The organism is Chloroflexota bacterium (genome assembly GCA_009840355.1).
Lineage (GTDB): Bacteria > Chloroflexota > Dehalococcoidia > Lucifugimonadales > JADFKI01 > Bin90.
Map to the genome: position 1 here is coordinate 57,342 of VXNZ01000046.1, position 24,944 is coordinate 82,285.

Consider the following 24,944-nt stretch of genomic DNA (forward strand, 5'->3'; position numbering starts at 1 on the left):
AACGACAGGCGCCCGGTCGGCCCCAAGTACGACGAAGCCCGCAAGGACTTCAACAACCGCATCCGCGGCGAAATAAGCGGATTCCTAAGTTAGCCGCAAGATAGTCGCCCATAAGGGCAAATGAAAACAGGCGGGGGCAGTCAAATAGGCTGCTCCCGCTTCTTCGTTTGTCCCGGTTTGTCGTGGTTTGTCCCATTAGGGCAACGCAACGCCGTCACTCCCCCGCAGCCATCCCGTCTTCCCCCAGCACGCGCGCTCTTACTCTGCGGGTTTCGATTTCGATCTGCGTTAGGAGCGCTTCTTCTTCCTCTTGCTCTAGTTCCATGGCGCGCAGGACTATTGCCGCCTCTCGCATGTATTGGCGGCGCAGCCAGCGATAGTCTTCTTCGGCCAGGCTGCCTATCGCGTACTCCAGCTCGGCGCTGCGGACGCCGTCTAGCGCGGCATCCCAACGGCGTTGCAGCGTTGCCATAGGCGAACTCTCGTCGTCCAGCCACTCGGCGCTTTCGCCACGATGCAGAAATGGGTACGCGATGATGACGGCAGGTATCAGCGCCAGCAGCACGGCAATTAACACAAGCATTGTCCGCTATGCCCTCGCTGCCTGCGCGCCGGATGGCACGCGCACTACAGCCGGCTCAGGACGCCTCGAGGGCCAAAGCCCGACCAGTATGCCCAGCGCCAGCACAGGACCGGACGCCCACATCCACCAGACCATCGGGTTTATCAGCACGCGGAATACCGCTTGGTCGTCCGCGCCGAATTCGGACGGCACGATGTAGAAGTCTTCGATGGGCGTGCTGCGAATTGCGCCCTTTGTGGACGCTATGCTGAATGTCGGGTAGAACGCGCGGAACGCCTCCATCCTGCCTGAGAATCGCTCGCCCTTCCACACATCGAACGCCGCTATCGACTCCGCTCTGTCGGTATGCACCGTGTGCACCGCGCCGACATACTTGAATGTGTAATCGCCGAACGCCTGCACATCGCCGGGCAGCATCACGATGTCGCGCTGCGCGCTGAAGAACGAAGACGCCACCACTCCAACAGCAAGCATGGATATGCCGATATGCACGATGTATCCGCCGTAGCGCGGGCGATTGCCGGACAGCAGGTTCAGGAACGCCACCGGATACGCCTCGCCGCGTCTGTGTCGCGATCGCGTGCCACGATACCACTCGCTCGCTATGCCGCCGACCGCCAAGCCAACGGCAGCGAACCCAAGCAGCGCGAATGGCTGACGCACGCCCACGATCAGCAGCGCGACGACTACCAGCAAGGCGGTAACGACCGGCGCTCGCAATGCCCGTATCAGGCTTTGCGTGGTGGATCGGCGCCACGGCAGCAGCGGCCCTATGCCCATCAGCGCGATTATTACCAGCAGGATGGGCCCATTCACGCGATCGAAGAACGGCCGACCGACAGTAATCACCGTGTCGTCCGCAGCCTCGCTGAACACCGGGAATATCGTGCCCCACAGCGTTACGAACGCGACTGTGAGAAACAGGATGTTCTGCCCCAGGAACGAACTCTCGCGGGATACGAAAGATTCTAGGCGCGCGCGGCTCCGCAACGAGTCGTATCGCCACATGAAGACCGCGATGGATATGAGCAGCGTCCCCGCCATGAATGCGAGGAACAGCCAGCCCATCGTGCTTTGCGCGAACGAATGCACGGACGGCACCGGACCGCCGCGGTTGATGAACATGCCCATCTGCGCCATCGTGAACGCAGTGATGATGAGCGCCATGTTCCACATGCGGAACATCCCGCGCCGCTTTTGCACCATTATGGAATGCACGAAGGCGGTCATCGCGAGCCACGGCATAAGCGCGGAGTTTTCCACCGGGTCCCAAGCCCAGTAGCCGCCCCAGCCGAGTATCGTGTACGCCCACCAGCTTCCGAGCAGCAGCCCGAGCGTCAGCACCAGCCACGACACCATGCCCCACAGCCTGCCGAGATCGACCCATTCGTCTCTGCCGCCGCGCCTTGCCGCAAGCGCGCCCATCGCTATGCTGAACGGCACGGCGACCAGCACCAAGCCCGCCATTTGCAGCGGCGGGTGGATGAACATGCCAAAATGCACCAGCAGCGGGTTGATGCCCTGCCCGTCCGGCGGCGTTACCGGCAGGCGTTCCAGAGGGTTGGCGAGGAACAACATTATGGCGAGGAAGAACGCCAGTATCAGCGCCATCACGCCGAGCGCGTAGGGCGTGGTGTGCGGCAAACGCTTGCGTATCGTCAGCACGGCGATGGCGGATACGACCGCCAGCACCAGCGCCAAGTAGAGCAGCGACCCCGCGTTGCCCGCGTAAAACGCGACCCATGTGTAGATGTGCGACATCGCCAGATTGCTGTTTTCTGCGACATAGCGCACGCTGAAATCGCGCGTAACGAAGGCGTACACCAGCGCGGCAGTGGAGACGAACAGCAGCATGGGCACGGAGTAGAAGCCGTAGCGCGCGCTCGCCGTCAAGTCCGGAATGCGCTGCCACGCGCCCACGAACGAGGCGAGCGCGGCATACGCCGTAACCACCATCGCAATCACAAGCGCCAGCTGCCCAGCATCAACCATGCTTAACTTCCTTGTTCATCCCTACCCTGCCCATCAATGTTAGTATCGGATACCGACAATTCCACGCGGTCGTAATACGCCTGCAAATCATCGTCCGAGAGCGCGGACTGCATGTCGCCCGCATCGTAGTCCGGGTCCGGCTTGCGGCGCATATTGCGCACGACCAAGACGAACACGGCGAGCGCGGCGGCGACGCCCATCGGCGGCAATATCCACACGGCAAGCGACACGCCTTCGGTCGGCGGCTGCAGCAGCACGCTGGGGCCGTATCGTTCAACGAAGAACTCGCGCACCTGCTCGTCGGTCCAGCCTTCTGAGAGCTTTTCGTCCACAATGCCGCGCATCTGCACGGCGAGCGCGACCTGCGACTGGTCTATCGATTCGCCTGGGCACACCGGACACATGATAGACCGATTCAATGCCTGCGCGCGCTGCTCCGCCGGCGGCACGTCCGCCCGTGCATTCGAGCAGCCCACCGCGAACAGCGCCGCCGCCATCACTATTATTATGCCAAGCCAACTATTGCCCATAAACATTTACACGGATATACCAGGATATTTCGGTTGTCATCCTGAACGAAGTGAAGGGTCTAAAATCGCTGTGTGAAAACATGCCTGTCCGTAGTCAACGCGTTTAGACTTCTCGCTTCGCTCGAAATGACATGAATAATCGAAAGATCCTACGAATATACAGGATGGGCAAGATGTCGGCTTGGCATGTTGATGCCGTATCCTATCTATCCTGTCCATCCTGTTCGTTTAGGGTTCTACTTCAGCGCTTCAGCCGCGTCGAACGCCTGCCTGCCCCACGAGTTTGCGCCGACAGCCGAGAACAACCTGTTCGCGATAGTCCTAGCTACGCCCGCGGGACCTTCAATATCGGGATATTCGTCTGCGCCGGGGTGTATGAAGCGGACTAATGCTACCGTCAGATTCCGAGCGTCGATGAACCTAGCGTCGGTTAATTTTCTCTCCTCGCCACTCGACAGATAATCCACATGCAAGCCGAGCATGTCATGGCCTATCTGATTTGCTATGAAAGCCTGCTCATGGTCATTTATGTTACCGTCAACGATAGTCCCGAATTCACTCAGCGCGGTCGAGTAATTCAGACCGTGCCAACGCGCATTATCGACGATGTCGTATCTGGTGGCGATACAGACGATTGCGACATCCGATGTCGTGGCTTCAAGCCGGATTAGGTACTCCTGAACGATTCCATAGTAATTGCTGCGATATGTAAACGGACCGTACTCAACGACAGTCTCATAGTCACCGATATGACTCAGGTCATCCGCGTTGCAAGCGGCTTCCTTGATGTCCGGAGCAGGCGGAGCAGGCGGTGTCGGTGTCGGTATTGGGGTGGGAGTGGCAGGCGGTGTCGGTGTCGGCGTGACCGTTCCCTCCATTTGCACCGTCAGCGTGAAGTCTCCGCCTTCGTTCGGATTGTATGTCGTCGCTTCGATGGTATAGTCGCCTGCCGCAAGTTCCTGCGATAGTTCGGATATCGTGGAACTGCCGCCGTCCTCCACTATCGCGCCGTCCGGACCATGCCCGGAGCGAATGTACAGATATGTGTTTATTTCCGATTCCAGCGTGACATCCACAACGGTATTGCCCGTGAGCGTGAATGTATAGAACCGTGCGTAGCGGTCGCCCTCGCCACCCGGAGCCGCCGTAGAAGAGAGGCAGTCCGCAGTCCACGAGCCGTCTATCGTCGCAGGGCCGGTCAGCGCTGCGATGCAGACATCGTCGGGTATCGGCGTGGCTGTGGGCGTGCTCGTGGGAGTAGGTATGATCGATGTCACATCGCTAGGCAGCTTGGCGAAGCCGTAGCCCCAAGTATTGTTGGGAACGGAGCCGCGCGCTTCAGCGTTGCTCTTCAGGTAATCGGCAATTTGTGCAGGTGTGTAATCCGGATTCTGCTGCTTGACAAGAGCGGCAAGCCCCGCAATGTGCGGAGCTGCTTGGCTCGTGCCGTAGAAGCGGCCCTCAGGACTTTCACCCGAGCGATAGGCCGCTGTCTGTCCCCCGTCCACACCCACGATTTCCGGCTTGATCCTGCCGTCCGGCGTCGGACCTTGGCTGCTGAAGAACTCGATTGTGGAAGTGTCGCTGTATCGTGTAGCGCCGACGGCGAGCATGCCGGGGTTTTTGCTTTCTGCAGGGCTAGTTATGCTGTAGCTATTGGTATGATGCTCCAGTTCGCGAATTCTCCATGCCTGCATCTGAAGCCACTCGGGTCTCCTTGCGCCCCATTGATTGACTGTCAAGCAATACTCTCCGCCTTCCTCCGAAGCGTACACAAACAGCTCAAGCGGTATATGCTCTATATCGCCGAATTGGTTATCCGTACTGGATGCGACAGGAAAATTACCGGAGGATGTTACGCGGTTAAGCGTTAGGTCCAAGTCGCGGCTCGCGCCCATCCAGATGTCGCCCCAGCGTAGTTGGACTAGAATTACATCGCCCGGATCGAGAGTTATGTTATTGCACTCGTCACCCGATTCGAAGCTATGCACGTTATCTCCATCAGGATCGTTAAACGTGCCATACCATGTGTCAGTCGCGCTATTGCCAGCAGAGTTGACCCAGATAATACCGCCATCTACGGCAATATCCACCGTAGTGAGTGGCCCAGATGCGAAGGGTGATATGCCATCGCCACGACCATGCCATATCCAGGTAACCGAATGATTGATCACATCCACATCGTTGGCGACCATCCATTGCGTAGCAGATTGCAAGTCGCTCCAGGATCCTGGATTAGAAATGTAGTAGGTGGCGTCCGGCGCTATGTCGAACACAGCTTCGGTTACCGCTGTACCGTGCCGACTGTCATACTCGCAGTCTGACAGGTCCGATGTGTACATCCCGAGGTCGTGGTAGCACCTAGTCTGCACCGTTGCTGGCACTTCGCTTCCCATCAGGCTAGCGAAGCCCTCGAACCCAACGTCAATGATGCCGATTTTCACGCCGACTCCGGTGAAGCCTGCGGCGTTCCAAGCAGGTGCGCCGTGCAGCGCTGCACCCTCGCTGACGATGCTGCCTTGCAGCGCCTCCGGCGGGATCATGGTTCGGATGACGCCGACGCCGTCCTGCTCTGACGCTGCGCCTAGCAGCGATACGGGGACATACGCCTCGATGTAGTCGTCGCCGATGTTGCGCGGGGATGCCCCATTCTCTTCGAGCCAGTCGGCTATGCCTTCCGCGCTGCCCGATTCGACGAACAGCGTAACAGCGACCGATTCGCCGCTGTGCAGTGGCGCTTGCTCCGCCGCCGCCGCAAAGGACAGCGCGCCCACCGTGACCTGCTCGACCAGGCGGTTGAGGTTGGAATCGAGGTTCGGGTACGTCTGCGCCGCGCGCTCGTTGACGGGCGGCATGTCATCGACTGGCGTCAAGTTTCGGGCGTCGAAGTCGTTGGGTGGTTCGCTGCCCGGCTGGTCTGGCGGCGGTACGGGTGTTGGTGTGGGCGTGTCCGATGTCTGCGCGTGCGCGACACTGCCGTCGGGTTGCGGCGACAGCGGACCGCCAAACGCGCCGCTCGCCACGAGGACTATCGCGAGTGCGCCAATTACGATGGTTCCCAATAATAGGTTTCTTCGGCTCATAGCCTTGCTGCATTCCTTTCGCCAATGGGGACAGTATGAGAATACCGCCGCTGTGTCTATTCGAGCGTTGCCATTATATACTAATGGCTATACCAATGGCGGATTATACCACTCAACCTACCCATCCTGATAAGTACCTTAGTTGAACACTGCCCTGTCCGTCTCGTGCGCCTTAATAAAATCCCAGTCGTATTGGACGCCTAGCCCTGGGGCTTCAGGGATGTCCACGCAGCCGTTTTCGTCTATGGCGTCCATAGCGTCGCGGTAGTCGCACTTGAACTCGGGCGTGTTGATTAGCGGCAGCTTTGGGTGCAGCAAGCCCATCTCGTAGTAGTTCGTGTTGCGCATCGACGCCATCAGGTGCCGCCTGTCCGGACCGGCTACATGCAGTTCCACATCCAAACCGAAGCCCTCAGCGGCGTGCGCTATCTTCATCGTGCCGGTTATGCCGCCGTCGTAATCCGGGTCGGCGCGCACGAAGTCAGTCGCCTCTGCCTCGATGAAGTCCACATGCGACTCCAGCCCGCGCACGTGCTCCAACTGTAATATCGGCGTCTTCAGTATCTGCCGCAGCTTCCTGTGCGCGTGCATCGACACGCCGCCGTCCTTGAACGGGTCTTCGTACCAGAAGTAGTTGTACTCGTCGCACGCGCGCCCCAATTTCAGCGCGTCGCCGAATGTGTTGATAGCGCAGAACGGATCTAGCATCAGGTCCATCTTGCCGCCCACGCGCTTGCCGACTTCTTCCACGATGGCGATTTGCTCTTGTATCGGCGCGGACTGCCAGCCGTGAATCTTGAACGCGGGATAGCCCAAATCGAGACAGTACTCGGCGAAGTCCGCGTATGCTTCGGCGCAGTTCAGACCGCCCGGCACGGAGTCGCCGACATAGGTGCTGGCGTAGCAAGGCAGCTTCTTCTGCGACCCGCCGAGCAGTTCGTACACAGGCGCGTCGTGGTACTTGCCCGCGACATCCCACAGCGCGATGTCCATAACGCCTGTGCCCATTCGCCCGGACTGGCGCATCGCCTGCTTGAGGTCGTTGTAGATGTTTTCGCGTTGCAGCGCGTTTCGCCCCAGCAGCACGCGCGCAAATCCGGCGATCGCCGTGTAGTCCAGCGCCGAGCCGCCGATGTACTCGCCCGTGATTCCCACATCGGTGTGGACACGGAGCGCGTGGTTCGCGCGCTTGATGACGCTGCCGGGCGAATACTGCGGAATGCCAATGGTCGGCTCCGGCTGCACATCTCGCAGCTCGGTTTGCCACTGCACGATTTCGATGGCGGTAATGATCGGTTTGCTATTCATATTCGTCTGCCCCATCCTCTACACCTGTATGTCGATGTTTATCTCATTCAGTTGGTTTCACTAAGATTTTGATTCCCTCGCCTCTATCTAGGCGCTGCAGGGCGGCGAGCGAGTCTTCGATGGACACGACATCGCTGGTGAGCGCGTGCACATCGAGCGCCTTTCTCGCGAGCAGCCTTGTCGCCGTGACGATTTCATCGGCGTTGCGCGAGCTGCTGCGAATGGTGATTTCCTTAGTGAGCGCGCGCAGCGATAGGAAATTGACATTGCCGCTCGCCACGCCCACGAGCATGATGACGCCATGCGGTCGGGCGATGCTCACCGCCGTGTCGAGCGCTGTGCGCGCGCCGGAGCACTCGAACACGCAGTCTGCCAAGTCCAAGTCCGTGCCGAATACCATCGCAGGGTCGTCGTCGAACGGGTTGATAGCGCGGTCTGCGCCGAGTTCCAACGCCTTGTCGCGGCGCATTTGGCTCGGCTCGATGACGGTGATGTCGCTCGCGCCGCCGTGCCGCAGCAGCATAGTCGTCAGCAGCCCGATGGGACCGGCGCCGATGACGACGGTGCGCTGTCCGACGCTGAATCCAGACCTGCTGACACCGCGCAGCGCGATGGAAATCGGTTCTGCCCACGCGCCTTCGAGCATTGTAACTTCGTCCGGCAGCGCGCGCAGTTTGCCCACAGGCAGGCTCACATAGGCAGCCATGCCGCCGTCTCGCACGCTGCCTGCCGGAGCGCAAATCTCGTCCGCGCTGCATATATTCGGCCAGCCCTGCCGACATTCGTAGCACACGCCGCAGAAGTTGCCACGCGGATGCACTATCGCCCTGTCGCCCACTTTCCAGTCGCGCACGCCGGTGCCCAGCGCTGCTACTTCACCGGCAAATTCGTGCCCAATGACGACGCCATAAGTGTAGAAATCAAGATTCGGCGCGTGCAAGTCCGTGCCGCAAATCCCCGAGTAATGCGTGCGAAACAGCACCTCGCCCGTGTCCGGCTCCGGCGTCGGCCTGTCCTCGACCGCATAAGTATCCCCATTCAATACGAGAGCGCGCATAATCTATCTGTCCTCCCATATCATACTCATTCTGCATATCTATGTTGAGACGATTTCACAAATCCCTAATGTTGTCATTCCGCGCTATCTTTGTCATTCCGAACGCAGTGAGGAATCTGAAGCGTGTCCCTGCGAAGGCAGGGATCGTTGCGTGCAAACCTGTTGCCGACTTTAGATTTCTCGCTTCGCTCGAAATGACAAGCGAAAATGGAGTACTAGATGAAATGTCAACTAGAACCTAGTTTTCTCTGCCCACCGCCGCGTGGATTTCGCTGACGCTGTTGCGGAACTGCTGCATCAAGATGGCGGGCGGCGCGGGGGCGACATGCGTGTAGCCGACGCCGAGTTCCAGCAGCTCTTGCGGAGTGAGCGGCAGCGCGGCGTGTCCCATCGGGATTTGCAGCTTCGCCTTGCCGATGGATTTGACCTGCGCCGCTATCTCGTTCACCTTGTCGCGCAGGCGTGGGTCTGCCGGGTCGGTAACGCCGAGCGTCTGCGACAGGTCGGTGGGTCCGATTGACACCAAGTCCACGCCGTCCAGCGCGGCGATAGCCTCCACATCATTGATGCCCTTGTCGTCTTCGGTCATCACGGACAGCACGATTTCCTCATTGGATTGGCGCACATGGTCGTTCCAAGCCACATCGCCGAACCGCGCTGCGCGTGTGCCGCCTGCGCCGCCGCGTTCGCCCATCGGCGGGTATCGTACCGCGTCCACCGCGCGCTTCGCGCCTTCGATGCCATCCACATGCGGGATGATAATGCCCTCCGCGCCCATATCCAGGATGCGCAAAATCAGCTTGGCGTCGTTGTCCGGCACACGCACCATCGATGTAACGCCCGCCAAGTCGGACGCGCGGATCATCTCTTCGATGGTTCGCAGGTCGAAGCCGGTATGTTCCATGTCGATAAACGCCGCATCGAACCCCGCGATGCCGATAATCTCCACGACTTGCGGATCGGCAAGGCTGACATATTTGCCCAGCGCCAGCTTGCCCTCGCGCATAAGCTGCTTAACACGATTCTGCCGCATAACAACGCTCCTTACTTGATTGTGTCGGTACGTTTGTGTTGTTTGTGCCTACTTCACCGCGAAAGTGTATGTGGCAGTGCCAGAGCCGTCAAGCAAAGGGGTGTTTAACACAGGGGCATTCAGTTGTCACCCTGAACGAAGTGATGGGTCTAAAATCGCTGTGTATAAACAAGCCTGTCCGTAGTCAACGCGTTTAGATTCCTCACTGCGTTCGGAATGACAGGTATAAATTGCATTTGTGAAAGACTCGGCGTCAATCTCTAACCGTCATTCCCGCGAAGGCGGGAATCCAGCGTTCAAGGGTATGGATTCCTGCTTCCACAGGAATGACGGATATCCTAACTTGGCGAATCGGCATTTGTGAAATCTTCTCATACCTTGCGGGGGCTTTTGCGTTTTGGCGGCGGACGCTATTATTATGTACTTGTGCCACACACACTTGCTGACCGACTTGCTGAAAATGAAGGGGACATTGCTATGACTATGCTCGTTAGGGAAAAGTGCGTTGCCTGCCGCAGGGACTCGCCGCGTGTTACCGATGCGGAGGTCGCGGAGCTACATCCGCAGGTCGCGGATTGGGATCTGACCGACACGGACGGCATTCCTCGATTGCAACGGACATTCAGGTTCAGGGACTTCGGCGGCGCGCTTGACTTTGCCACCAATCTCGGCAAGTCTGCGGACGCCGAGGGACATCACCCGCGCATCACGGTCGAGTGGGGACGCGTGGGCGTGGACTGGTGGACTCACAAGATTCGCGGGTTGCACCGCAACGACTTCGTGATGGCGGCGAAGACGGACGCGATGTACGCCGAATCCGCGCAGTCTAACGACTAGCCTTCGCATTGCAGCTGCACAATGATGACCGGCTGGCACATATTCGCGATTGCCGACCAATCTATTGGCTGGGCGCGCAGGGCTTGTTGCAGGCGCAGAGCGTCCGAAAGTGCGGCGGCCGTATCGACGCCGGCGAAGTTTGGCTGAAAGAGCGGCAGCAGACGCACGGCATCGCCTATCTTGACGCGCGCGCCGTGCGTGTTGCGCCGCGCTGCGTGGTGCATTCCGACCGCCAGCTTTATCAGCGCTGACCAGAAGAATCGCTGCGGATACGGCGTATCCAGCCAGACCTCTTCAAGAACTTCATGGCATTCCCAATACAGCCCCGCATTGAAGAGCCGCACGGCATCGAAAAGCTGCGGCGGCGCGGCACCTTGTGGCTGAATCGACGCAGGATGGTACACGCCGTTCTCGAGCGCGGCGAGCCACTGCGCTTCCAATTTGCGCCGTTGTCCCTTGTTCGCATAACGCGGTAGTGCTTCAGTCATAGTCATTCAGTCAAAAGGTCTGGCATAGTAGGTCTGGCAGTCTGCACGATGGGAGGTCGTCCACTTGCGTGATGTAGATGTTATCGTAATCGGTGCCGGTCCATGCGGCAATATGGCGGCGCTGGAACTGGCACAGCGCAACGTCAGTGTTGCCGTGCTGGACTGGCGCACGCGAATTGGCGATAAGCTTTGCACGGGCATCATCGGCAGGGAATGCGCGGAATTGTTCGCGCCGGCGGCGGAGCATATCCACGGCGAGGCGCGCTCGGCGACCATCGTATCGCCGGCTGGCAGACACTATCGCATCGAGCGCACTGCGACGCAGGCGTACATCGTGGACCGTGTCGCGTATATCAACGCGGTGGCAGAGCAAGCGCAGCACACCGGCGCGGAGTACATCCTAGATTCGCGCGTTACCGACATACGCATCGACGGCACGCACGCGAAGATTGAAGCCGTAAGCGATGGCGTGCGCCGCGCATACACCTGCCGCATTGTGATTCTGGCGTCCGGCTTCGGCTCGCCGCTGCTGCGAATGGTCGGTTTGGACGGCGATAAGAAGACTGCCGGTAATCGAAAGACTAGCGACTACCGCCGGGACAATGGCAGGGACAATTACCGGGATAACGGCAGCGCCAGCAGCGAGTATCTCGTCGGCTATCAGGTGGAAGCGATTGCCAACGATTTGCGCGAGACCGAGGTCTATCTTGGCAGCGGGACGGCGCACGACTCGTTCGCGTGGCTCGTGCCGCTGTCGGGCAATCGCGCGCTCGCCGGGATGGCGCCGAGACGCCGCGCGAACGGGCAGATGGACGCGTTCATCGAACGACTGCGCGCGGAAGGCAGAATCGGCGAACTCGCGGGTGAGCAGAAGGCGTGGGGCATACCGATACGCCCGCTGTCGCCGAGCTACGCGGACAGGACGCTCGTGGCGGGCGATGCCGCAGGACTGGTCAAGCCCACGACGGGCGGCGGCATATACTACGCGTTCTTGTCCGGGCGAATCGCGGCTGAGGCGGCGCAAACCGCAATCGCGCGCGGCAAGTACGCGGCCAACGACCTGCGCGGCTACGAGCGGCAGTGGAAGGCGGTGTTCGGCAGAGAACTGCGCATCGGATACTACGCGCGCATGCTGTACGAGACGCTGGGCGACGAACAAATCGAGCGGCTGCTGGACGCATTCCTGTCCGATGGCGACATCGCGGATTACATAGGCGAAGATGTCGCGTTCGACTGGCACAGCAAGGTCATCCTGAAAGTGCTGCGGCACACCGGCATACGCCGCTCGCTCACCACGCTAGGCCCCGCCGCCGCGCCGTTCGTAGCCCGCCTGCTGCAAGCGCGGGGGTAAGGACATATCCTGCGCATCCAGGTTAGGTTGTGTGGACATTTGCGTCATTACCGTGAAGCATGTCCTCGACCCCGATCGGGGAACGGGAATCCAGAGCCGTAAGATGAAGCCGAATTCGTGCCAATAATACTATCTGCAAACCTCTGGATTCCTGCTTACGCAGGAATGACGGGCTGAAAATCAGAAATGTCCACAGAGCCTAGTCCTTGCCGAGCAGATCTGCGAGGATTGCCATGCGCATTACCAGCGAGTTTTCGGATTGGCGGTAGAATGCAAGGCGGTCGTCTTCGACTTCGACGGTGAAGTCGCCGCTGCGCTGCATTGGGTCTAGGATGACGCAGTTGCTCTTCAGCCTGTCCATGAAGGCGCGGTCGATGCGCAGATTGAGCGCGCCACGCGAGCGCAGCAGCCGCGTGTGCGCAAGCGTTCGCGGCGCGTTGAGATAGATGGAATCCGCAGATTCCAGCGCGTCCAAGTCCTTCTCAACGCTGATGCTCATACCGCGCTGGCGGCAGTAGCCGAGCACATCCGGATCCGCGTCGCCGCTGGACGGCACGAGCGTCGCATTGACGCCATCGAAGAGCGCGAGACCGCGCAGCAGCGCGTTCACATTGCGGTGTTCCAGCCTGCCCACGACGACTATGCGCGCGCCGTCGATGCCGCCGAGTTCGCGTTGCAGTGTGTACAGGTCGGCGAGCGCCTGCGTGGGATGATCGTCCTCGCTGCCGCCGTTGATGACCGTCAGCGCGTCCGCGAACTCCGCGCGCTCCACGACGCCCGCCGCACTGCTGCGAAGCACGACCACATCGATGCGCAGGCTCGCCAGAATCTTGATGATATTGTCCATGTGGCTCGCGTTGGACACGGGGAAGAACTGCGACGCGTCCTCGGTCTGGTACACCTGCCCCCCAAGCAGCCCCATCGCGCGCTCGAACGAAGTGCGCGTCAGCAGGCTCGGCTCGTAGAAGAGCGAATACAGCGCGAGACCTGTCAGCCGTCCGTCCGCGGCGCCGTCGTCTCGCAGCATCTCACACAGCGGAAACAGCCGCGTCTCGATATGCGCCCTGTCGAGTTGGCTAGTGGCGGTCAGGTGTCGAAATTCTGGCATGGGTATTCTCACTCGAGTATTTCTTATCAAATGTCGTCTTCACATCTGAAAGTGTACAGCAAAGTTGGCAAGCGGCGCTATGAAAGGCGCGGTGGCGAGACGATTTCACAGATCCCTAATGTTGTGATTCCGCGCTGCTATTCCGCGCTGCCTTTGTCATTCCGAACGCAGTGAAGAATCTGAAGCATGTCCCTGCGAAGGCAGGGATCTTTGCATGCAAGCCTATTTCCGACTTTAGATTTCTCGCTTCGCTCGAAATGACAGAGATCCATTGCATTTGTGAAATCGTCTCATACGGGGAAATCGGTTTACATAGTGTTTCTTGCGGTTATAAAATGCGAAGGTTGTTTCATTATTCGCGCTGCGCCAATGGAGGCGCATTTCTACGGAGATGTCTTGCTGAGAAGTCGCAAACGCCGCGCCAATGCGGCTGACAATGGGCGGCAGTCCGCATCGCGGGATACGGCCGGCGAAACCACGCCTTCCGCTGCCGCGAAGGGCGACCGCAAGGACAAGGGCATCTTCTACGGCTGGTGGATTGTACTGGCAGGGTCGGTCAGCCAAGCTTATACATCCGGCACATTCTGGCAGGGCTTCGGCGCATTCTTTGACCCCATCATCGACCAGTTCGGCTGGAGCCGCGCGCTCACCGCAGGCGCGATGTCGTTGCAGCGCACCGAATCGGGCGCGATCTCGCCGTTCGTCGGCTGGTTCATCGACAAGTTCGGTCCGCGCAATGTCATGCTCTTCGGCACATTCCTGACGACGCTGGGCTTCATACTGCTCAGCCGGATACAGGAATTGTGGCAGTTCTACGCAGCCTTTATGGTGCTCACCCTCGGGCTGTCGTTCGGCACATTTCTCGTCGTAACCACCACCGTCGCCAACTGGTTCGTGGCGAATCGGTCGAAGGCGCTGTCGTACACGATGGCGGGTTCGGGCATCGGCGGCGTGCTGGTGCCGGTGGTCATCTGGCTCATCGCCACGACAGACTGGCGTACCGGGCTGGTGATAGTGGGCATCGGATACCTGATAGTGGGCATACCCGTGTCGTTCGCGATGAAGAGCCGCCCGGAAGACTACGGCATGCTGCCCGACGGCATCCCGCTTCCGGACGAACCCACAATGGGCGAAACGACGCCGCGAAGGAGTGCATTGTCGCGCGAGGTAACATACACCACGCGGCAGGCGCTGAAGAGCTGGGTGTTCTGGCAGTTGGCTATCGCGATGGGCGTTTCGGGAATGGTGATGTCCGCGTCGATACACCAGATACCGGCGATAACCAGCTTCGGCATGAGCCGCGAGATAGCGGGGCTGGCGATATTGGGCGTGTCTATGTTCAGCGTGGCTGGACGGCTGGGCAGCGGCTACTTCGGCGACCGGCTGGACAAGCGGCATGTAATCGCGGGCGCGCTGATGTTCCAGTTCGTGGGGACGATGGTCTTCGCCTTCAGCAGCGAAATATGGCACATCGTGATATTCGTCATCACTTGGGGCTTCGGCTTCGGCGCGTCGATACCTGTGAGATTCGCGCTGATAGCCGACCTGTTCGGCAGACGGCACTACGGCTCGATAATGGGCACGCTGATGACGACAAGCGCGGTGTTCGGCGTAATCGCGCCAGTGCTGGTGGGCTGGATATTCGACATACGCGGCAACTACCGCGAGCCATTCGTGCTGATGGCATTCAGCGTCCTGATAGCCATCCCGATGATACTGACACTAGGCAGCGGAAGGGCGCGGGGGTAGTTATGGTTCGCGCTCAATGATAGCCACTTCTTCGGGCATATTCGCAAGCCAAGAGAGAATTCGCGCCGCGTCCTCTTCATTGATTCCATGCCTTTGCATATATTGGATTGGTGTCGTCTGCCCTGATACGGGCCGTCAAATCCCAAGTCGCGTAGATGCCGTATCGGATTTCTTCTGCTGACCGGCCCGAACGCTGGCATTAGACTAAGCCCTTCGCTTTGGCGCGCACCCTCACCCCGTCTATCTCCGGTATCGCATCGCCGAAGTTTAGACTTATCAAAATCCAGTCCTCCAAGACGCTCTCCAACTCTTTCTCACACTCTTTCAGGCTGTCTGCGTTTGCCCACACGCCTCTAAGTGGCGGGGTTTCGCCCCAGTAGGTATCGTCTTCCAGCACCTTGTATTCTGCCTGTCGCATCGCGGCGGCTATGTAGTCGGTCAGCATCTTGCATCACCTCTAGCTCCTTCCTGCGCCAATTCCACCCCATCCGCCCTGTACATCCATGTTAGTCGCCGTCCGCGAACAGCCGCGCCACATCCACCGTTCGCATGAACTCCACTCCGGGGAAGGTCTTGATGTAGTTGATTAGGCGCTCTAGCATTCGCAGACGTCCCGGGCGACCGATGGTGTATGGATGCATAGTGAGCGCGAACGATCGACCGTAGTGGTGCATGCCCTCGAATGCCGCCGACCAGACGCTGTACACATGCTCCGGACTCGCCATCACATTGCGCACGCCTAGTGCGGGCGAGTAGTTGAAGTACGGCACATCGTCCAACTCCCAGTGAATCGGTATCTCCACGATGTTTTGCCCGTCGGCGTCCACCTTGTACGGGATGTCGTTGCCCATCAGGCTGGAGTCGTAGATGAAGCCGCGCTCGGCGAGCAACGGCAGCGAGTCTTCGCTCAATTCCCAGCTCGGAGAACGATAGCCAAGAGGTCGTTCGCCTGTTATGCGCTCCAGTATAGCACTGCCCTTGTCCAGCACCGCCGCTTCCTGCTCACGGGTGAGCGTGGCGGGCGGCTCGTGCAGGTAGCCGTGATGCCCGATTTCGTGTCCGCGCCGATGGATGTCGCGCACCAAGTCTTCGTGCGTTTCTGCGACATAGCCGGGGATGTAGAAGCTCGCCTTGATGCCATACTTGTCCAGCAGGTCAAGGATGCGGGGCGTGCCTACACTTGGCCCGTATTCGCGCGCGGACATGAAGCTGGGCAGGCGTGCGCTGTCCGGGTTCTGGTTCAGCGCGCCGGACACGCCGTCCACATCAAAACTCAGCATTACCACGCAGCGCAGGTCTCCGTGCCATATTCCGCTCATTCGTCAGCCTCCTTAAGGGGGTATTGGGAATTAACATCGATGGATAGGACGGGCAGGATATGGTAATTCTATTCTGCCGCCTTTGCCTCTTGCCACAGGGATTCTTTTTCGTCTAGGGATAGGGTGTCGAATGTTGTGCCGCGTTCTCTGCTGATGCGTTCCATTTGTGTGAAGCGGGCGAAGAATCGGCGGTTTGTGCCGCGCAGGGCGGTCTCGGCGTCGATGCCCAGCCAGCGCGCCGCGTTGACCACAGAGAACAGCAAGTCTCCGAGTTCGCTTTCGCGCTCGGCGTCGGTGCCGGCGGCTTCGATCTCCGCTAGTTCCTCGGCGACTTTCGCCAGCACGCCGTTGAAATCGTCCCAGTCGAAGCCCGCACGCTCGGCGCGTCCCTGTACGGCTTGGGCGTATGAGAGCGCGGGCATGTTCTTCGGTACGCCGTCTAGTATGGAGCCGCCGGACGCTGCCTTTTCTTGCCGCTTGACCGCTTCCCAGTTGGCGATCGCATCGTCCGCGCCTGCCGCGACTTGGTCACCGAAGACATGAGTATGGCGGCGCACAAGCTTGTCCACCAACCCGCCCAGCACATCCTCGCGCGAAAACTCGCCATTATCTTCGCCGAGCCTCACCTGAAATATCACATGGAACAGCACATCGCCGAGTTCTTCGAGCATCTTGGCAGTGTCGCCTTCCTCAATTGCCTCAATGAGCTCGTAGCACTCTTCTAAGAAATCCTCCGCCAGCGTCTCGCGCGTCTGCTTCTTGTCCCAAGGGCAGCCATCAGGCCCCAACAGCCGCGCCAGCACCTGCTCGACGCCTTCGTAAGTGGCGGGGTAAGTAACGGGGGAATTAGCGTTCATCCTGTCCCATCCTGTTTATTCATGTCAATTTCCCGTTGTGAATTTCCAAACTTGGCGGTAGAACGGAGCTTCGCCCGTCCTGCCCATCCTATCAATCTTGTCAATCGATGTTGATTGCTGAGACGATTCCTCAAGTCCCTAATGTTGTCATTACGCGCTGTCTTTATAATTCCGCGCCTTTTCTTGTCATTCCGAACGCAGTGAGGAATCTGAAGCATGTCCCTGCGAAGGCAGGGATCGTTGCATGCAAACCTGTTTCCGGCTCTAGATTTCTCGCTTCGCTCGAAATGACAGTTATAGATTGCAAATGACAGGTATGAATTGCGTTTGTGAATTCGTCTTGATTACTGAAACGCTACCAGATTGGCGGGGCGGATGGTAGCATTGGGGTATGAAGCGAATTGCAAGAATTGCCGCCGCCGCGATTTTCGTGGCGCTTATACCGCTGCTCCTGATTACGAGCAGCGTCAGGTTCGTCATCAACCTGCCCGCGCTGTATAGCTACGGCTTCGACAGATACGACATCGCGGAATATACGCGCATCGAGCGTGACGACCTAATCGCCGCGGGCAAGCAGTTTCGCGACTACTTCAACAACGACGACGAAGACCTGATAATCCGCACTTATGTCGGCGGCGTGCTGGTGGAATCGCTGTACAACGCGCGCGAGATCCACCACATGCGCGATGTGAAGGCGCTAGTGCGCGGCGTATATCTGGTGCAGATGCTCACGCTGCTGTACATCGCCACTTATATTGTGGTCGGATTCTGGTTGCGGCGCGCCGAATTCTGGGGGATGCTGGGGCGCGATGTAAGCAGGGGCGGCAAGCTGACTCTGGCGCTGGTCGTCGTCGTAGGTCTGCTGGCACTGGTCGCCTTCAACCAGCTGTTCCTGCTGTTCCACCTCATCAGCTTCAGCAACGACTTCTGGATGCTGGACCCGCGCCACGACTACCTGATAGCGATGTTCCCGCAAGGGTTTTTCTTCGACGCGACGATGTTCATCGCATTCTGCACAATCGCCGCCGCCGCCGTGCTAGCCGCCGCGCCGCGCATCGGTCGGATTGTGGCGCGCGGCTTTCATATTACGCATTAAACCCGTAGTCGCGCTCCACCCTTGCGATACGCATCTTGTAGCTTCGGTAGTATGTATCTCGGCCGCGCTTTTGTATTATCAGATGCTCGGCGAGCTGCTTAAAGGCTCGTATAGTATCGTCGCTGTCCCAGTATGATACGGCGATGCTCAAATCGTCGTCGCCCGTCGCTTCCACGCCCAAGAAACCGGGGTGGTTCTTCGCCAGTTCCAAGACGGTCTCGGTGTCTTCGGCGTAGTTTTCGTGCGCGCCGGTGTGCGTGGACGAGAATATGGCGGCGTAGTACGGCGGCTGCGGAGTGTCTGCGTATGTCATTGATGCGTCTCCCTGTCGATGCCTCTTGCGCGGGCTACCTGCGCTCTATGTCCAGCGCGTAGGGTATGGGGCTGATGGCGAGTCCGAAGACTTCATCTTCCGGCAATCTGTCTGTGCCGTGCGGCGTGAATCTGTACTTGTGCAGCAGGCGGCAAGCCTGAAGCCATATCACGATTTCGGCGAAGCCCTGCCCAGGGCAACCGCGTCGCCCTGTGCCGAATGGCATGAACGCGCCGCTTGTCAGCGCGGGCGGGGGCGCGCCGTCCTCGACGGACATAAAACGTTCCGGGATGAACTCGTCCGGCGACTCCCAGAAGCGCGGGTCGTGGTGGATGGCGTAGATATTGCCCAGCACCTGCGCGTCTTTGGGGATGACAAAACCGTCGAGTTCGACATCTTCGATTGCCTTGTGCGGTAGTCCCAGGGGGCCTACGGTGCGGTAGCGCATGCTCTCCAGGATAATCGCATGCAGGTAGGGAAGGCTGGCTTGATGCTCCATGCCGGGCAGCCCGTCCGCGCCGACGGCTGCCTTCAGTTCTTCATGCACTCTGTCCTGGATGTGCTGTCGATTGGCGAGTATGAGCAGCAGCCATGAGGTTGTCTGCGCGGTGGTGTCGATACCCGCGACCAGCAGGTCGCCTATCAGGCTTCGCATCGTCTCGTGGGTGATTTCTTCGGTTTCCACGCTCGCCAGCATCACCTCGGCAAGGCAGGAAGGCTCGTTGAGGTTCAGGTTTGGGCGCTCTTTCACCTTGTCAATCAGGAAGTCGAGAATTTCGCTCATCTGGTCCGAGACCTTCTGCGCCTCTTCCAGAGCGCGATTGGGCAGGAACTTCAGCGCCGGGATGTAATCGGCAGGATTTGCGGCGTTGGCATTTGCGAAGAACCAGAAGACGGTTTCGAGAAGGTCATCCAGTTTTTCATTGAACTCCGCGGTATCGCTCTCGCCCCTGCCGAAAATGGCGCGGAACATCATCTCGCCGTTGGCGCGGGGCAGAAAATCGCGCGGTTCCAGCGGGACGCCTTCGTCGCACATCTCGTCCACGCGCGCCACGAGGCCGTTCACCGAGTCTTCGATGTAGCGTTCGCGTATGTCCTGAACGCGCCTGTAACTGAGCAGTTCCCTGTTGGCGAAACGCTGGAGCTGCCGCCAGTATTCGCCGTAGGGCGCGAAAGCCAGGTCTTCGCCGTTGGTGAGTGCCTCCGTGATTCTGCTGAGCCACCTGTCGGCAAGCGTAACCCTGCTGAAGGCGTCTCGCAGCAGCGTCGGGTGGCTGATGACAATGGTCGGCACGCTGCCGAGCCGGACGGTGCAGACATCGCCATACTTGCGCGCGATGCGGGTCAGGGCGTGGTGCGGGTTCTTACGCAGGCTCAGCATGGAGCCTATGATGGGCAGGCCTCTGGGACCCGGCGGCATTTTCATGTCGCTGCGCCTGGGCATGGTTTGCTGCGCCATCGAGCGTTCTCCTTCGCTGCCGGGCGCTCCGACAGGGTATTTCCATTATTGGATATGGGCGAGGAAAAAGGAAGTTCACTCCCATTCCAACACCCGCCTACGCGGGCGCAGGCTCTTCCCCGATCTAGGGGGAAGGGGTATTTGGCTATTTGCCGGTGAGGATTGTGACCACCGTGTCGAAGATTTCGCCGGCATGTGCGCGAAGCTGCTCTTCGCTGAGTCCGGCTATCGGATGCGGCGTGAAGATGACCGGATAGCCGGACGCGCCCCACATTGCCGCCATCGAATTGGATGTCTCGATGAAGCGGTCGGTGCAGATAGTTACCGAGGGTATGCCTGCCTTTTCCACATGAACTCCGTCGTGCACACTGCACGCGCTGCACGACCCTCAATCGCCTATGCCGACAATTACATAGTCGCACTCCTCCGCCATCTCCGCGACGACGGCGGGGTCTGCAGGCTTGGACGCTGACGGCTTGGCGTGATACTTGACGCTGGCGATGCCGAAGCGCTGGTCGATGAGGTCGGTCAGCTGCTCTAGGTATTCCTTGGCGTTCACCTTGCTATCGTCGATGACGCCGACGCGCTTGTTTTTCAGGTCGTCGAGACGCGGCGCGCCCTCGAACTCCGGCACAATCGGCAGCGTCGTCGGGTCGATGAGTGTGTAGCGTGGCTTCGTCGCAGTTACCATATTCGTCCTCCCAATATGCAGAGTATGATAAGTTAACATCGATGTACAGGATGGGCAGGATGTGTTGAGTTACAGGTTCATCATGCAGGCACAGCCGCCTTCCGCGCCGCAGCCGCCAGCGGGAACAGCTCCCGCAATCGCGCTCGTCTGCCCGCTGCCGTCCGCCGAGAACGAGGCGAACACGGATAACACCCGGCGAGATTCGCTGCCGCAATCCGGGCACGGCGCAGGATCGTCAATCTCGCTCATCGCGCGACGCTTGTCAAAGCGGTTGGAGCATATAACGCAGGAGTATTCGTAGATGGGCATGCTTTTCCTTTCTAAACAAGATGTATAGGATGGAGAGCAGACAGCTGAAGGACTATAAGATTATTGCTAGACTTTGTTCGCCCCATTCTAGGGTTATCATTGCGTCAGGTCAACCAAGCGGCGATAATGAAGGAAGTTTACAATAGTCGCGCTTTTGGATTGGCGCTTTGGGCTGGCGAGTAGAAACTTCGCAAAAGGACACCACATGACTACGGCAGACACGCGGGCGGCGCTGCCCGATGAGCGGGGAAGATTCGGCGACTTTGGCGGGCGCTTTGTGCCGGAGACGCTTATGAGCGCGATCGAAGAGCTCGAGCGCGAGTACGCGGCGGCGCAGAGCGCCGAAGAGTTTCAGGCGGAGATGCAAGCGCTGTCGGCACACTATGTCGGGCGTCCTACGCCGCTGTACTACGCAGAGAACTTGACCGCAGAATTAGGCGGCGCACAGATATACATCAAGCGCGAAGACCTGGCGCACACCGGCGCGCACAAGATTAACAACGCGCTCGGGCAGGCGCTGCTCGCCAAGCGCATGGGCAAAAACCGCATCATCGCGGAGACCGGAGCGGGACAGCACGGGGTAGCCACCGCGACCGTGTGCGCGATGCTCAAGCAAGAGTGCATCGTCTATATGGGTGAAGAAGACATCCGCAGGCAGGCGCTGAACGTGTTCCGCATGCGGCTGCTGGGCGCGGAAGTGCGTTCGGTATCGTCGGGCAGTCGCACGCTGAAAGACGCCATCAACGAGTGCATCCGCGACTGGGTTACGAATGTCGAGGACACGCACTATCTCATCGGCAGCGTCGTGGGGCCGCATCCTTACCCTATGATAGTGCGCGACTTCCAGAAGGTGATAGGCGCGGAGGCGCGCGCGCAGCTGCTTGCCACCATCGGCAGGCTGCCGGACTATGCCGTGGCGTGCGTGGGCGGCGGCAGCAACGCGATGGGGCTGTTCTACGAGTTCATCGGCGACGAAAGCGTGAAGCTGGTCGGCGTAGAGGCGGGCGGCGAAGGCGTGAGTACAGGCAAGCACTCGTCCACGCTGACATCCGGCAGGGTCGGCGTGCTGCATGGCAGCATGTCCTACTTGCTGCAAGACGACGACGGGCAGGTGCAAGAAGCGCACAGCATATCGGCAGGGCTGGACTACCCGGGCGTAGGCCCCGAGCATAGCTGGCTGAGCGACACGCGCCGCGCCGAGTATGTCAGTGTAACGGACACGGAAGCGCTCGAAGGCTTTGAGCTGATGTGCCGCGCGGAAGGCATCATCCCCGCGCTGGAACCGGCGCACGCCGCGTACTACATATCGCAACTCGCGCCAACGCTGTCGCCCGACCAAGTCATCCTAATGGGCTTAAGCGGGCGCGGCGATAAAGATATGGACACCGTAGCCACCGCGCTCGGCGTCAGCGTACAGTAGTTCACAACCATAACTTACATCGATATAATCGATATACAGGATGGACAAGATGGTATTCTCACCATAGGGGGATATTGCGGCGCGCAAGGAGCTCAATCATCAATTGCGTGGATTCCTGCTCCCAGATCGAGGTTGAAGACATGCTTCGCAGGAATGACGAATTGAAAATCACTGCATAGTGAGAATATCGACAGGATAGTGTGAGGATAGGCACATGGCGGAACTAGAAGGAATGCGCGTGGCGACGCTTGAGGCACGGATGACCGGAGCGCTGGCGAGCATGATTAGCAAGCGCGGCGGCGAGCCGGTCTCCGCTCCTGCGCTGCGAGAGGCGCCGCTGGACTGCGCGGATGATGTGCGCTACCTGCTCGACAAGCTGGCGGGCAATAGCATCGATGTCGTGGTATTTCAGACCGGCGTTGGCGCGCGCGCGCTGTTCGCAGAGGCAGACAGGCAGTCTAGGCTCGACGAACTGCTAGACGCGCTGCGTGGCATTACCACCGTGTGCCGCGGTCCGAAGCCGACCGCTGCGCTGAGGCAGGCGAAAGTGCAGGTATCCGCAGGCATCGCCGCGCCGTACACGACGAAGGAACTGCTGGACGCGCTCATCGATCTGCCGGTGCGCGGCAAGCGGCTGATGGCGCTGCAATACGGCGAGCGCAACGCCGCGCTGATGTCCGCGCTCCGCGATGAGTGCGAGACTGCCGACGAGTTGTGCCTGTATGAATGGCAGCTGCCGGACGACACTACGCCGATGGCATCGCTAATCGACGAGCTGCTGGACGGCACGATGGATGTAATCGCCTTCACCAGCCAAGTGCAAATTCGCCACCTGTACCAAGTCGCAGCGGCGAACGATGTGCCGCAATCAGAACTGTCGAACGCACTGAACGAGCGGACTATCGTGTGCGCCGTGGGCCCCACCTGCGCCGCCGCGCTCGCCGATGTGGGCGTCGCCACCGATACGCAGCCCGAATACCCAAAGATGGGGCACATGGTGAATGCGCTGGCGCAATATGTAAGCGAGCGTTCAGCCGCTAGCGCCGTTACGCCGCTCTAACTACTCCCTGATCCAGCGCAATTCTTCCTCCGCGTGTAATCGATAACGCCGGTCGATGCCCCATCCAATCCCCTTGCCCATCCTCCTGCCTGTCATTCCGAAACGAAGCGAGGAATCAAAAGTCGTGGTGCTGCGGGCATTCCGATATTTTTGATTCCTCGCTTTGCAGGGGACTAATTTTTCCCATCCTGCACATCCATGTTAATTCCCCGCCCTAAACGCCTCCGCGTTATCCTGCGCCTCGAAGCCGAGCACTTCCCACGCTCGCGGTGTGTCGTATATCTTCCACTTGTTCGCCGACGCGCCGTAGAAGATGTCGAAGCCTATGCCCTCCGCCTCTATGCACGCTTCGACCATCGCCGCTATGTCGCGGTGGCTGAAGTAGCTTACCAAGCTGCGCGCGTCAGAACCGGGGCAGTCATCGGGGCTGGTAGTGCCGAACCGGATGCAGGTGACGCTGATGCCGTGGTCTTCCCAGAAGTAGCGCCCGAGCGCCTCGCCAAATATCTTGCTGACGGCGTATGGACCGTCCGGCCTGTCCGGCATATCGTGCGTTATCAGAGGTACGGCGGCGGGGTCGAGGTCGCCGTAGTCGCCTTCCGCAATCGCCTTGTACGGCTGGTCGCGCTCGTACATGCCGACAACATGCATGGAACTGAAGAATATGATGCGGCTGAGACCGTTAGCGCGCGCCGCCTCAAAGACATTCGCCGTCGCGATAACATTGTCGGGCATCAGCAAATCCCAGCCGATGTCAGGCGTGTGGCGCGGCTCCGCGGCGAGATGCACCACGACATCCTTGCCCTCGAACGCGGAGCTGATGGCGTCCAAGTCGGTCAGGTCGGCGGTCAGCGAGTCTAAGCCGTCGAGCGGCACGCGGTCAATGCCGCTGAAATCGTACTTATCGCCGAGATGGTCGCGCAGCACTTTGCCAATCCTGCCGCCAAACCCGGTAACCAAGACTTTCTTCTTGTCAGGCATGTTTTTCCCTCCTAGTAGGTCGATATGATTGCGCCATCATATCACGGGGGACAAACATCTATGGACAGGACAAGGTCTTTCGGTTGTCACGCTGAACGAAGTACAGAGTCTAAAATCGCTGTGTAAAAAGGCAGTCCATGGTCAGCAATTTTAGATTTCCCGCTTCGCTCGAAATGGCATAGCGGAGGAACACAATAACCGAAAGATCCTGAAGGACGGGATGGGCAGAATGGGTAAGAATTAGTCCTTGCTTGGCATTCACGCGCTAGGCTTTGTTCCTCCATGGTGAGCCGTAGAGCCGGTTCTCGAACGCTGCCACC

The 24,944-nt window shown here is 59.4% G+C and carries 25 protein-coding genes; 6 read left to right on the forward strand and 19 right to left on the reverse strand.

Annotated elements, in window-relative coordinates; translation table 11 throughout:
- Positions 1-214: 214 nt before the first annotated feature.
- The 7 genes from F4X57_11865 to F4X57_11895 all read right to left on the reverse strand — a co-directional run bounded on the left by F4X57_11865 (position 215) and on the right by F4X57_11895 (position 9,586).
- The gene (locus F4X57_11865) at positions 215-583 is read right to left on the reverse strand and encodes a hypothetical protein (GenBank protein MYC07845.1); all 369 of its coding nucleotides are present in this window, start codon (positions 581-583) and stop codon (positions 215-217) included.
- A 6-nt stretch (positions 584-589) separates the two neighbouring features.
- Entirely contained in the window at positions 590-2,575 is a 1,986-nt protein-coding gene (locus tag F4X57_11870; GenBank protein MYC07846.1) for a heme lyase CcmF/NrfE family subunit, read from the reverse strand.
- 2 nt (positions 2,576-2,577) lie between these two features.
- Positions 2,578-3,111: a cytochrome c-type biogenesis protein CcmH gene (locus F4X57_11875; protein ID MYC07847.1), complete on the reverse strand. Its 534-nt coding sequence runs from the start codon at positions 3,109-3,111 to the stop codon at positions 2,578-2,580.
- A gap of 230 nt (positions 3,112-3,341) precedes the next feature.
- The gene (locus F4X57_11880) at positions 3,342-6,188 is read right to left on the reverse strand and encodes a S8 family serine peptidase (protein MYC07848.1); all 2,847 of its coding nucleotides are present in this window, start codon (positions 6,186-6,188) and stop codon (positions 3,342-3,344) included.
- Between the two features lie 138 nt (positions 6,189-6,326).
- Entirely contained in the window at positions 6,327-7,496 is a 1,170-nt protein-coding gene (locus tag F4X57_11885) for a mandelate racemase (GenBank protein MYC07849.1), read from the reverse strand.
- Positions 7,497-7,539: 43 nt separating this feature from the next.
- Positions 7,540-8,553: an alcohol dehydrogenase catalytic domain-containing protein gene (locus F4X57_11890; GenBank protein ID MYC07850.1), complete on the reverse strand. Its 1,014-nt coding sequence runs from the start codon at positions 8,551-8,553 to the stop codon at positions 7,540-7,542.
- A 238-nt stretch (positions 8,554-8,791) separates the two neighbouring features.
- Positions 8,792-9,586 carry a siderophore biosynthesis protein SbnG gene (locus tag F4X57_11895; protein ID MYC07851.1) on the reverse strand — a complete coding sequence of 265 codons (795 nt, stop codon included), beginning with the start codon at positions 9,584-9,586 and terminating at the stop codon, positions 8,792-8,794.
- A 477-nt stretch (positions 9,587-10,063) separates the two neighbouring features.
- Here F4X57_11895 and F4X57_11900 point away from each other — a divergent pair, with 477 nt between their 5' ends.
- Entirely contained in the window at positions 10,064-10,423 is a 360-nt protein-coding gene (locus F4X57_11900; protein MYC07852.1) for a 4a-hydroxytetrahydrobiopterin dehydratase, read from the forward strand.
- On the opposite strand, the gene F4X57_11905 is transcribed toward F4X57_11900, so the two are convergent.
- Positions 10,420-10,917 carry a DUF309 domain-containing protein gene (locus tag F4X57_11905; protein ID MYC07853.1) on the reverse strand — a complete coding sequence of 166 codons (498 nt, stop codon included), beginning with the start codon at positions 10,915-10,917 and terminating at the stop codon, positions 10,420-10,422. The two genes, F4X57_11900 and F4X57_11905, sit on opposite strands and share 4 nt — an antisense overlap.
- Before the next feature lie 58 nt (positions 10,918-10,975).
- Between F4X57_11905 and F4X57_11910 the strand changes: the two genes are divergently transcribed.
- Positions 10,976-12,262 carry an NAD(P)/FAD-dependent oxidoreductase gene (locus tag F4X57_11910; protein MYC07854.1) on the forward strand — a complete coding sequence of 429 codons (1,287 nt, stop codon included), beginning with the start codon at positions 10,976-10,978 and terminating at the stop codon, positions 12,260-12,262.
- A 199-nt stretch (positions 12,263-12,461) separates the two neighbouring features.
- On the opposite strand, the gene F4X57_11915 is transcribed toward F4X57_11910, so the two are convergent.
- Complete coding sequence (locus F4X57_11915; GenBank protein MYC07855.1) at positions 12,462-13,370, reverse strand: hypothetical protein; 909 nt, start codon at positions 13,368-13,370, stop codon at positions 12,462-12,464.
- Between the two features lie 369 nt (positions 13,371-13,739).
- Here F4X57_11915 and F4X57_11920 point away from each other — a divergent pair, with 369 nt between their 5' ends.
- The gene (locus F4X57_11920) at positions 13,740-15,119 is read left to right on the forward strand and encodes an MFS transporter (protein MYC07856.1); all 1,380 of its coding nucleotides are present in this window, start codon (positions 13,740-13,742) and stop codon (positions 15,117-15,119) included.
- Here the strand turns inward: F4X57_11920 and F4X57_11925 are convergent.
- The 4 genes from F4X57_11925 to mazG form a co-directional block, all read right to left on the reverse strand.
- Entirely contained in the window at positions 15,029-15,319 is a 291-nt protein-coding gene (locus F4X57_11925) for a hypothetical protein (GenBank protein MYC07857.1), read from the reverse strand. The genes F4X57_11920 and F4X57_11925 overlap by 91 nt on opposite strands.
- A complete protein-coding gene (locus F4X57_11930) occupies positions 15,319-15,564 on the reverse strand; it encodes a type II toxin-antitoxin system HicB family antitoxin (protein MYC07858.1) in 246 nt (81 codons plus the stop codon). The genes F4X57_11925 and F4X57_11930 overlap by 1 nt, the downstream gene beginning before the upstream one ends.
- A 61-nt stretch (positions 15,565-15,625) precedes the next feature.
- A complete protein-coding gene (locus tag F4X57_11935; GenBank protein ID MYC07859.1) occupies positions 15,626-16,438 on the reverse strand; it encodes a polysaccharide deacetylase in 813 nt (270 codons plus the stop codon).
- Positions 16,439-16,506: 68 nt separating this feature from the next.
- Positions 16,507-17,295: a nucleoside triphosphate pyrophosphohydrolase gene (gene mazG / locus F4X57_11940; protein MYC07860.1), complete on the reverse strand. Its 789-nt coding sequence runs from the start codon at positions 17,293-17,295 to the stop codon at positions 16,507-16,509.
- Between the two features lie 391 nt (positions 17,296-17,686).
- On the opposite strand from mazG, the gene F4X57_11945 reads away from it, so the two are divergent.
- Positions 17,687-18,391, forward strand: coding sequence for a TIGR01906 family membrane protein (locus F4X57_11945; protein MYC07861.1), 705 nt, complete (start codon positions 17,687-17,689; stop codon positions 18,389-18,391).
- On the opposite strand, the gene F4X57_11950 is transcribed toward F4X57_11945, so the two are convergent.
- The 5 genes from F4X57_11950 to F4X57_11970 all read right to left on the reverse strand — a co-directional run bounded on the left by F4X57_11950 (position 18,381) and on the right by F4X57_11970 (position 21,163).
- Entirely contained in the window at positions 18,381-18,704 is a 324-nt protein-coding gene (locus tag F4X57_11950) for an antibiotic biosynthesis monooxygenase (GenBank protein MYC07862.1), read from the reverse strand. The two genes, F4X57_11945 and F4X57_11950, sit on opposite strands and share 11 nt — an antisense overlap.
- A gap of 34 nt (positions 18,705-18,738) precedes the next feature.
- Positions 18,739-20,163, reverse strand: a complete 1,425-nt coding sequence (locus F4X57_11955) for a cytochrome P450 (protein ID MYC07863.1) — start codon at positions 20,161-20,163, stop codon at positions 18,739-18,741.
- A 145-nt stretch (positions 20,164-20,308) separates the two neighbouring features.
- Positions 20,309-20,530: a hypothetical protein gene (locus tag F4X57_11960; protein MYC07864.1), complete on the reverse strand. Its 222-nt coding sequence runs from the start codon at positions 20,528-20,530 to the stop codon at positions 20,309-20,311.
- A gap of 21 nt (positions 20,531-20,551) precedes the next feature.
- Positions 20,552-20,854: a hypothetical protein gene (locus tag F4X57_11965; protein ID MYC07865.1), complete on the reverse strand. Its 303-nt coding sequence runs from the start codon at positions 20,852-20,854 to the stop codon at positions 20,552-20,554.
- A gap of 69 nt (positions 20,855-20,923) precedes the next feature.
- Positions 20,924-21,163, reverse strand: a complete 240-nt coding sequence (locus F4X57_11970) for a zinc ribbon domain-containing protein (GenBank protein MYC07866.1) — start codon at positions 21,161-21,163, stop codon at positions 20,924-20,926.
- A 205-nt stretch (positions 21,164-21,368) separates the two neighbouring features.
- On the opposite strand from F4X57_11970, the gene trpB reads away from it, so the two are divergent.
- Together trpB and F4X57_11980 are read left to right on the forward strand one after the other, a co-directional pair.
- Positions 21,369-22,583, forward strand: a complete 1,215-nt coding sequence (trpB, locus tag F4X57_11975) for a tryptophan synthase subunit beta (GenBank protein MYC07867.1) — start codon at positions 21,369-21,371, stop codon at positions 22,581-22,583.
- A gap of 214 nt (positions 22,584-22,797) precedes the next feature.
- The gene (locus F4X57_11980) at positions 22,798-23,643 is read left to right on the forward strand and encodes a uroporphyrinogen-III synthase (GenBank protein MYC07868.1); all 846 of its coding nucleotides are present in this window, start codon (positions 22,798-22,800) and stop codon (positions 23,641-23,643) included.
- Positions 23,644-23,844: 201 nt separating this feature from the next.
- On the opposite strand, the gene F4X57_11985 is transcribed toward F4X57_11980, so the two are convergent.
- Positions 23,845-24,624, reverse strand: a complete 780-nt coding sequence (locus F4X57_11985; protein MYC07869.1) for an NAD(P)-dependent oxidoreductase — start codon at positions 24,622-24,624, stop codon at positions 23,845-23,847.
- Positions 24,625-24,944 lie beyond the last annotated feature (320 nt).

Excerpts from the sequence above, each read along its gene's own strand:
- mazG (MYC07860.1), bottom strand. The coding sequence starts at position 17,295 with ATGAACGCTAATTCCCCCGTTACTTACCCCGCCACTTACGAAGGCGTC.
- F4X57_11890 (MYC07850.1), bottom strand. The coding sequence starts at position 8,553 with ATGCGCGCTCTCGTATTGAATGGGGATACTTATGCGGTCGAGGACAGG.
- F4X57_11985 (MYC07869.1), bottom strand. The coding sequence starts at position 24,624 with ATGCCTGACAAGAAGAAAGTCTTGGTTACCGGGTTTGGCGGCAGGATT.
- F4X57_11895 (MYC07851.1), bottom strand. The coding sequence starts at position 9,586 with ATGCGGCAGAATCGTGTTAAGCAGCTTATGCGCGAGGGCAAGCTGGCG.
- F4X57_11865 (MYC07845.1), bottom strand. The coding sequence starts at position 583 with ATGCTTGTGTTAATTGCCGTGCTGCTGGCGCTGATACCTGCCGTCATC.
- F4X57_11930 (MYC07858.1), bottom strand. The coding sequence starts at position 15,564 with ATGCTGACCGACTACATAGCCGCCGCGATGCGACAGGCAGAATACAAG.
- F4X57_11925 (MYC07857.1), bottom strand. The coding sequence starts at position 15,319 with ATGCCAGCGTTCGGGCCGGTCAGCAGAAGAAATCCGATACGGCATCTA.
- F4X57_11970 (MYC07866.1), bottom strand. The coding sequence starts at position 21,163 with ATGCCCATCTACGAATACTCCTGCGTTATATGCTCCAACCGCTTTGAC.
- F4X57_11880 (MYC07848.1), bottom strand. The coding sequence starts at position 6,188 with ATGAGCCGAAGAAACCTATTATTGGGAACCATCGTAATTGGCGCACTC.
- F4X57_11920 (MYC07856.1), top strand. The coding sequence starts at position 13,740 with ATGGAGGCGCATTTCTACGGAGATGTCTTGCTGAGAAGTCGCAAACGC.
- F4X57_11870 (MYC07846.1), bottom strand. The coding sequence starts at position 2,575 with ATGGTTGATGCTGGGCAGCTGGCGCTTGTGATTGCGATGGTGGTTACG.
- F4X57_11900 (MYC07852.1), top strand. The coding sequence starts at position 10,064 with ATGACTATGCTCGTTAGGGAAAAGTGCGTTGCCTGCCGCAGGGACTCG.
- F4X57_11915 (MYC07855.1), bottom strand. The coding sequence starts at position 13,370 with ATGCCAGAATTTCGACACCTGACCGCCACTAGCCAACTCGACAGGGCG.
- F4X57_11950 (MYC07862.1), bottom strand. The coding sequence starts at position 18,704 with ATGACATACGCAGACACTCCGCAGCCGCCGTACTACGCCGCCATATTC.
- F4X57_11885 (MYC07849.1), bottom strand. The coding sequence starts at position 7,496 with ATGAATAGCAAACCGATCATTACCGCCATCGAAATCGTGCAGTGGCAA.
- F4X57_11905 (MYC07853.1), bottom strand. The coding sequence starts at position 10,917 with ATGACTATGACTGAAGCACTACCGCGTTATGCGAACAAGGGACAACGG.
- F4X57_11955 (MYC07863.1), bottom strand. The coding sequence starts at position 20,163 with ATGGCGCAGCAAACCATGCCCAGGCGCAGCGACATGAAAATGCCGCCG.
- F4X57_11980 (MYC07868.1), top strand. The coding sequence starts at position 22,798 with ATGGCGGAACTAGAAGGAATGCGCGTGGCGACGCTTGAGGCACGGATG.
- F4X57_11875 (MYC07847.1), bottom strand. The coding sequence starts at position 3,111 with ATGTTTATGGGCAATAGTTGGCTTGGCATAATAATAGTGATGGCGGCG.
- F4X57_11945 (MYC07861.1), top strand. The coding sequence starts at position 17,687 with ATGAAGCGAATTGCAAGAATTGCCGCCGCCGCGATTTTCGTGGCGCTT.
- F4X57_11965 (MYC07865.1), bottom strand. The coding sequence starts at position 20,854 with ATGGTAACTGCGACGAAGCCACGCTACACACTCATCGACCCGACGACG.
- trpB (MYC07867.1), top strand. The coding sequence starts at position 21,369 with ATGACTACGGCAGACACGCGGGCGGCGCTGCCCGATGAGCGGGGAAGA.
- F4X57_11935 (MYC07859.1), bottom strand. The coding sequence starts at position 16,438 with ATGAGCGGAATATGGCACGGAGACCTGCGCTGCGTGGTAATGCTGAGT.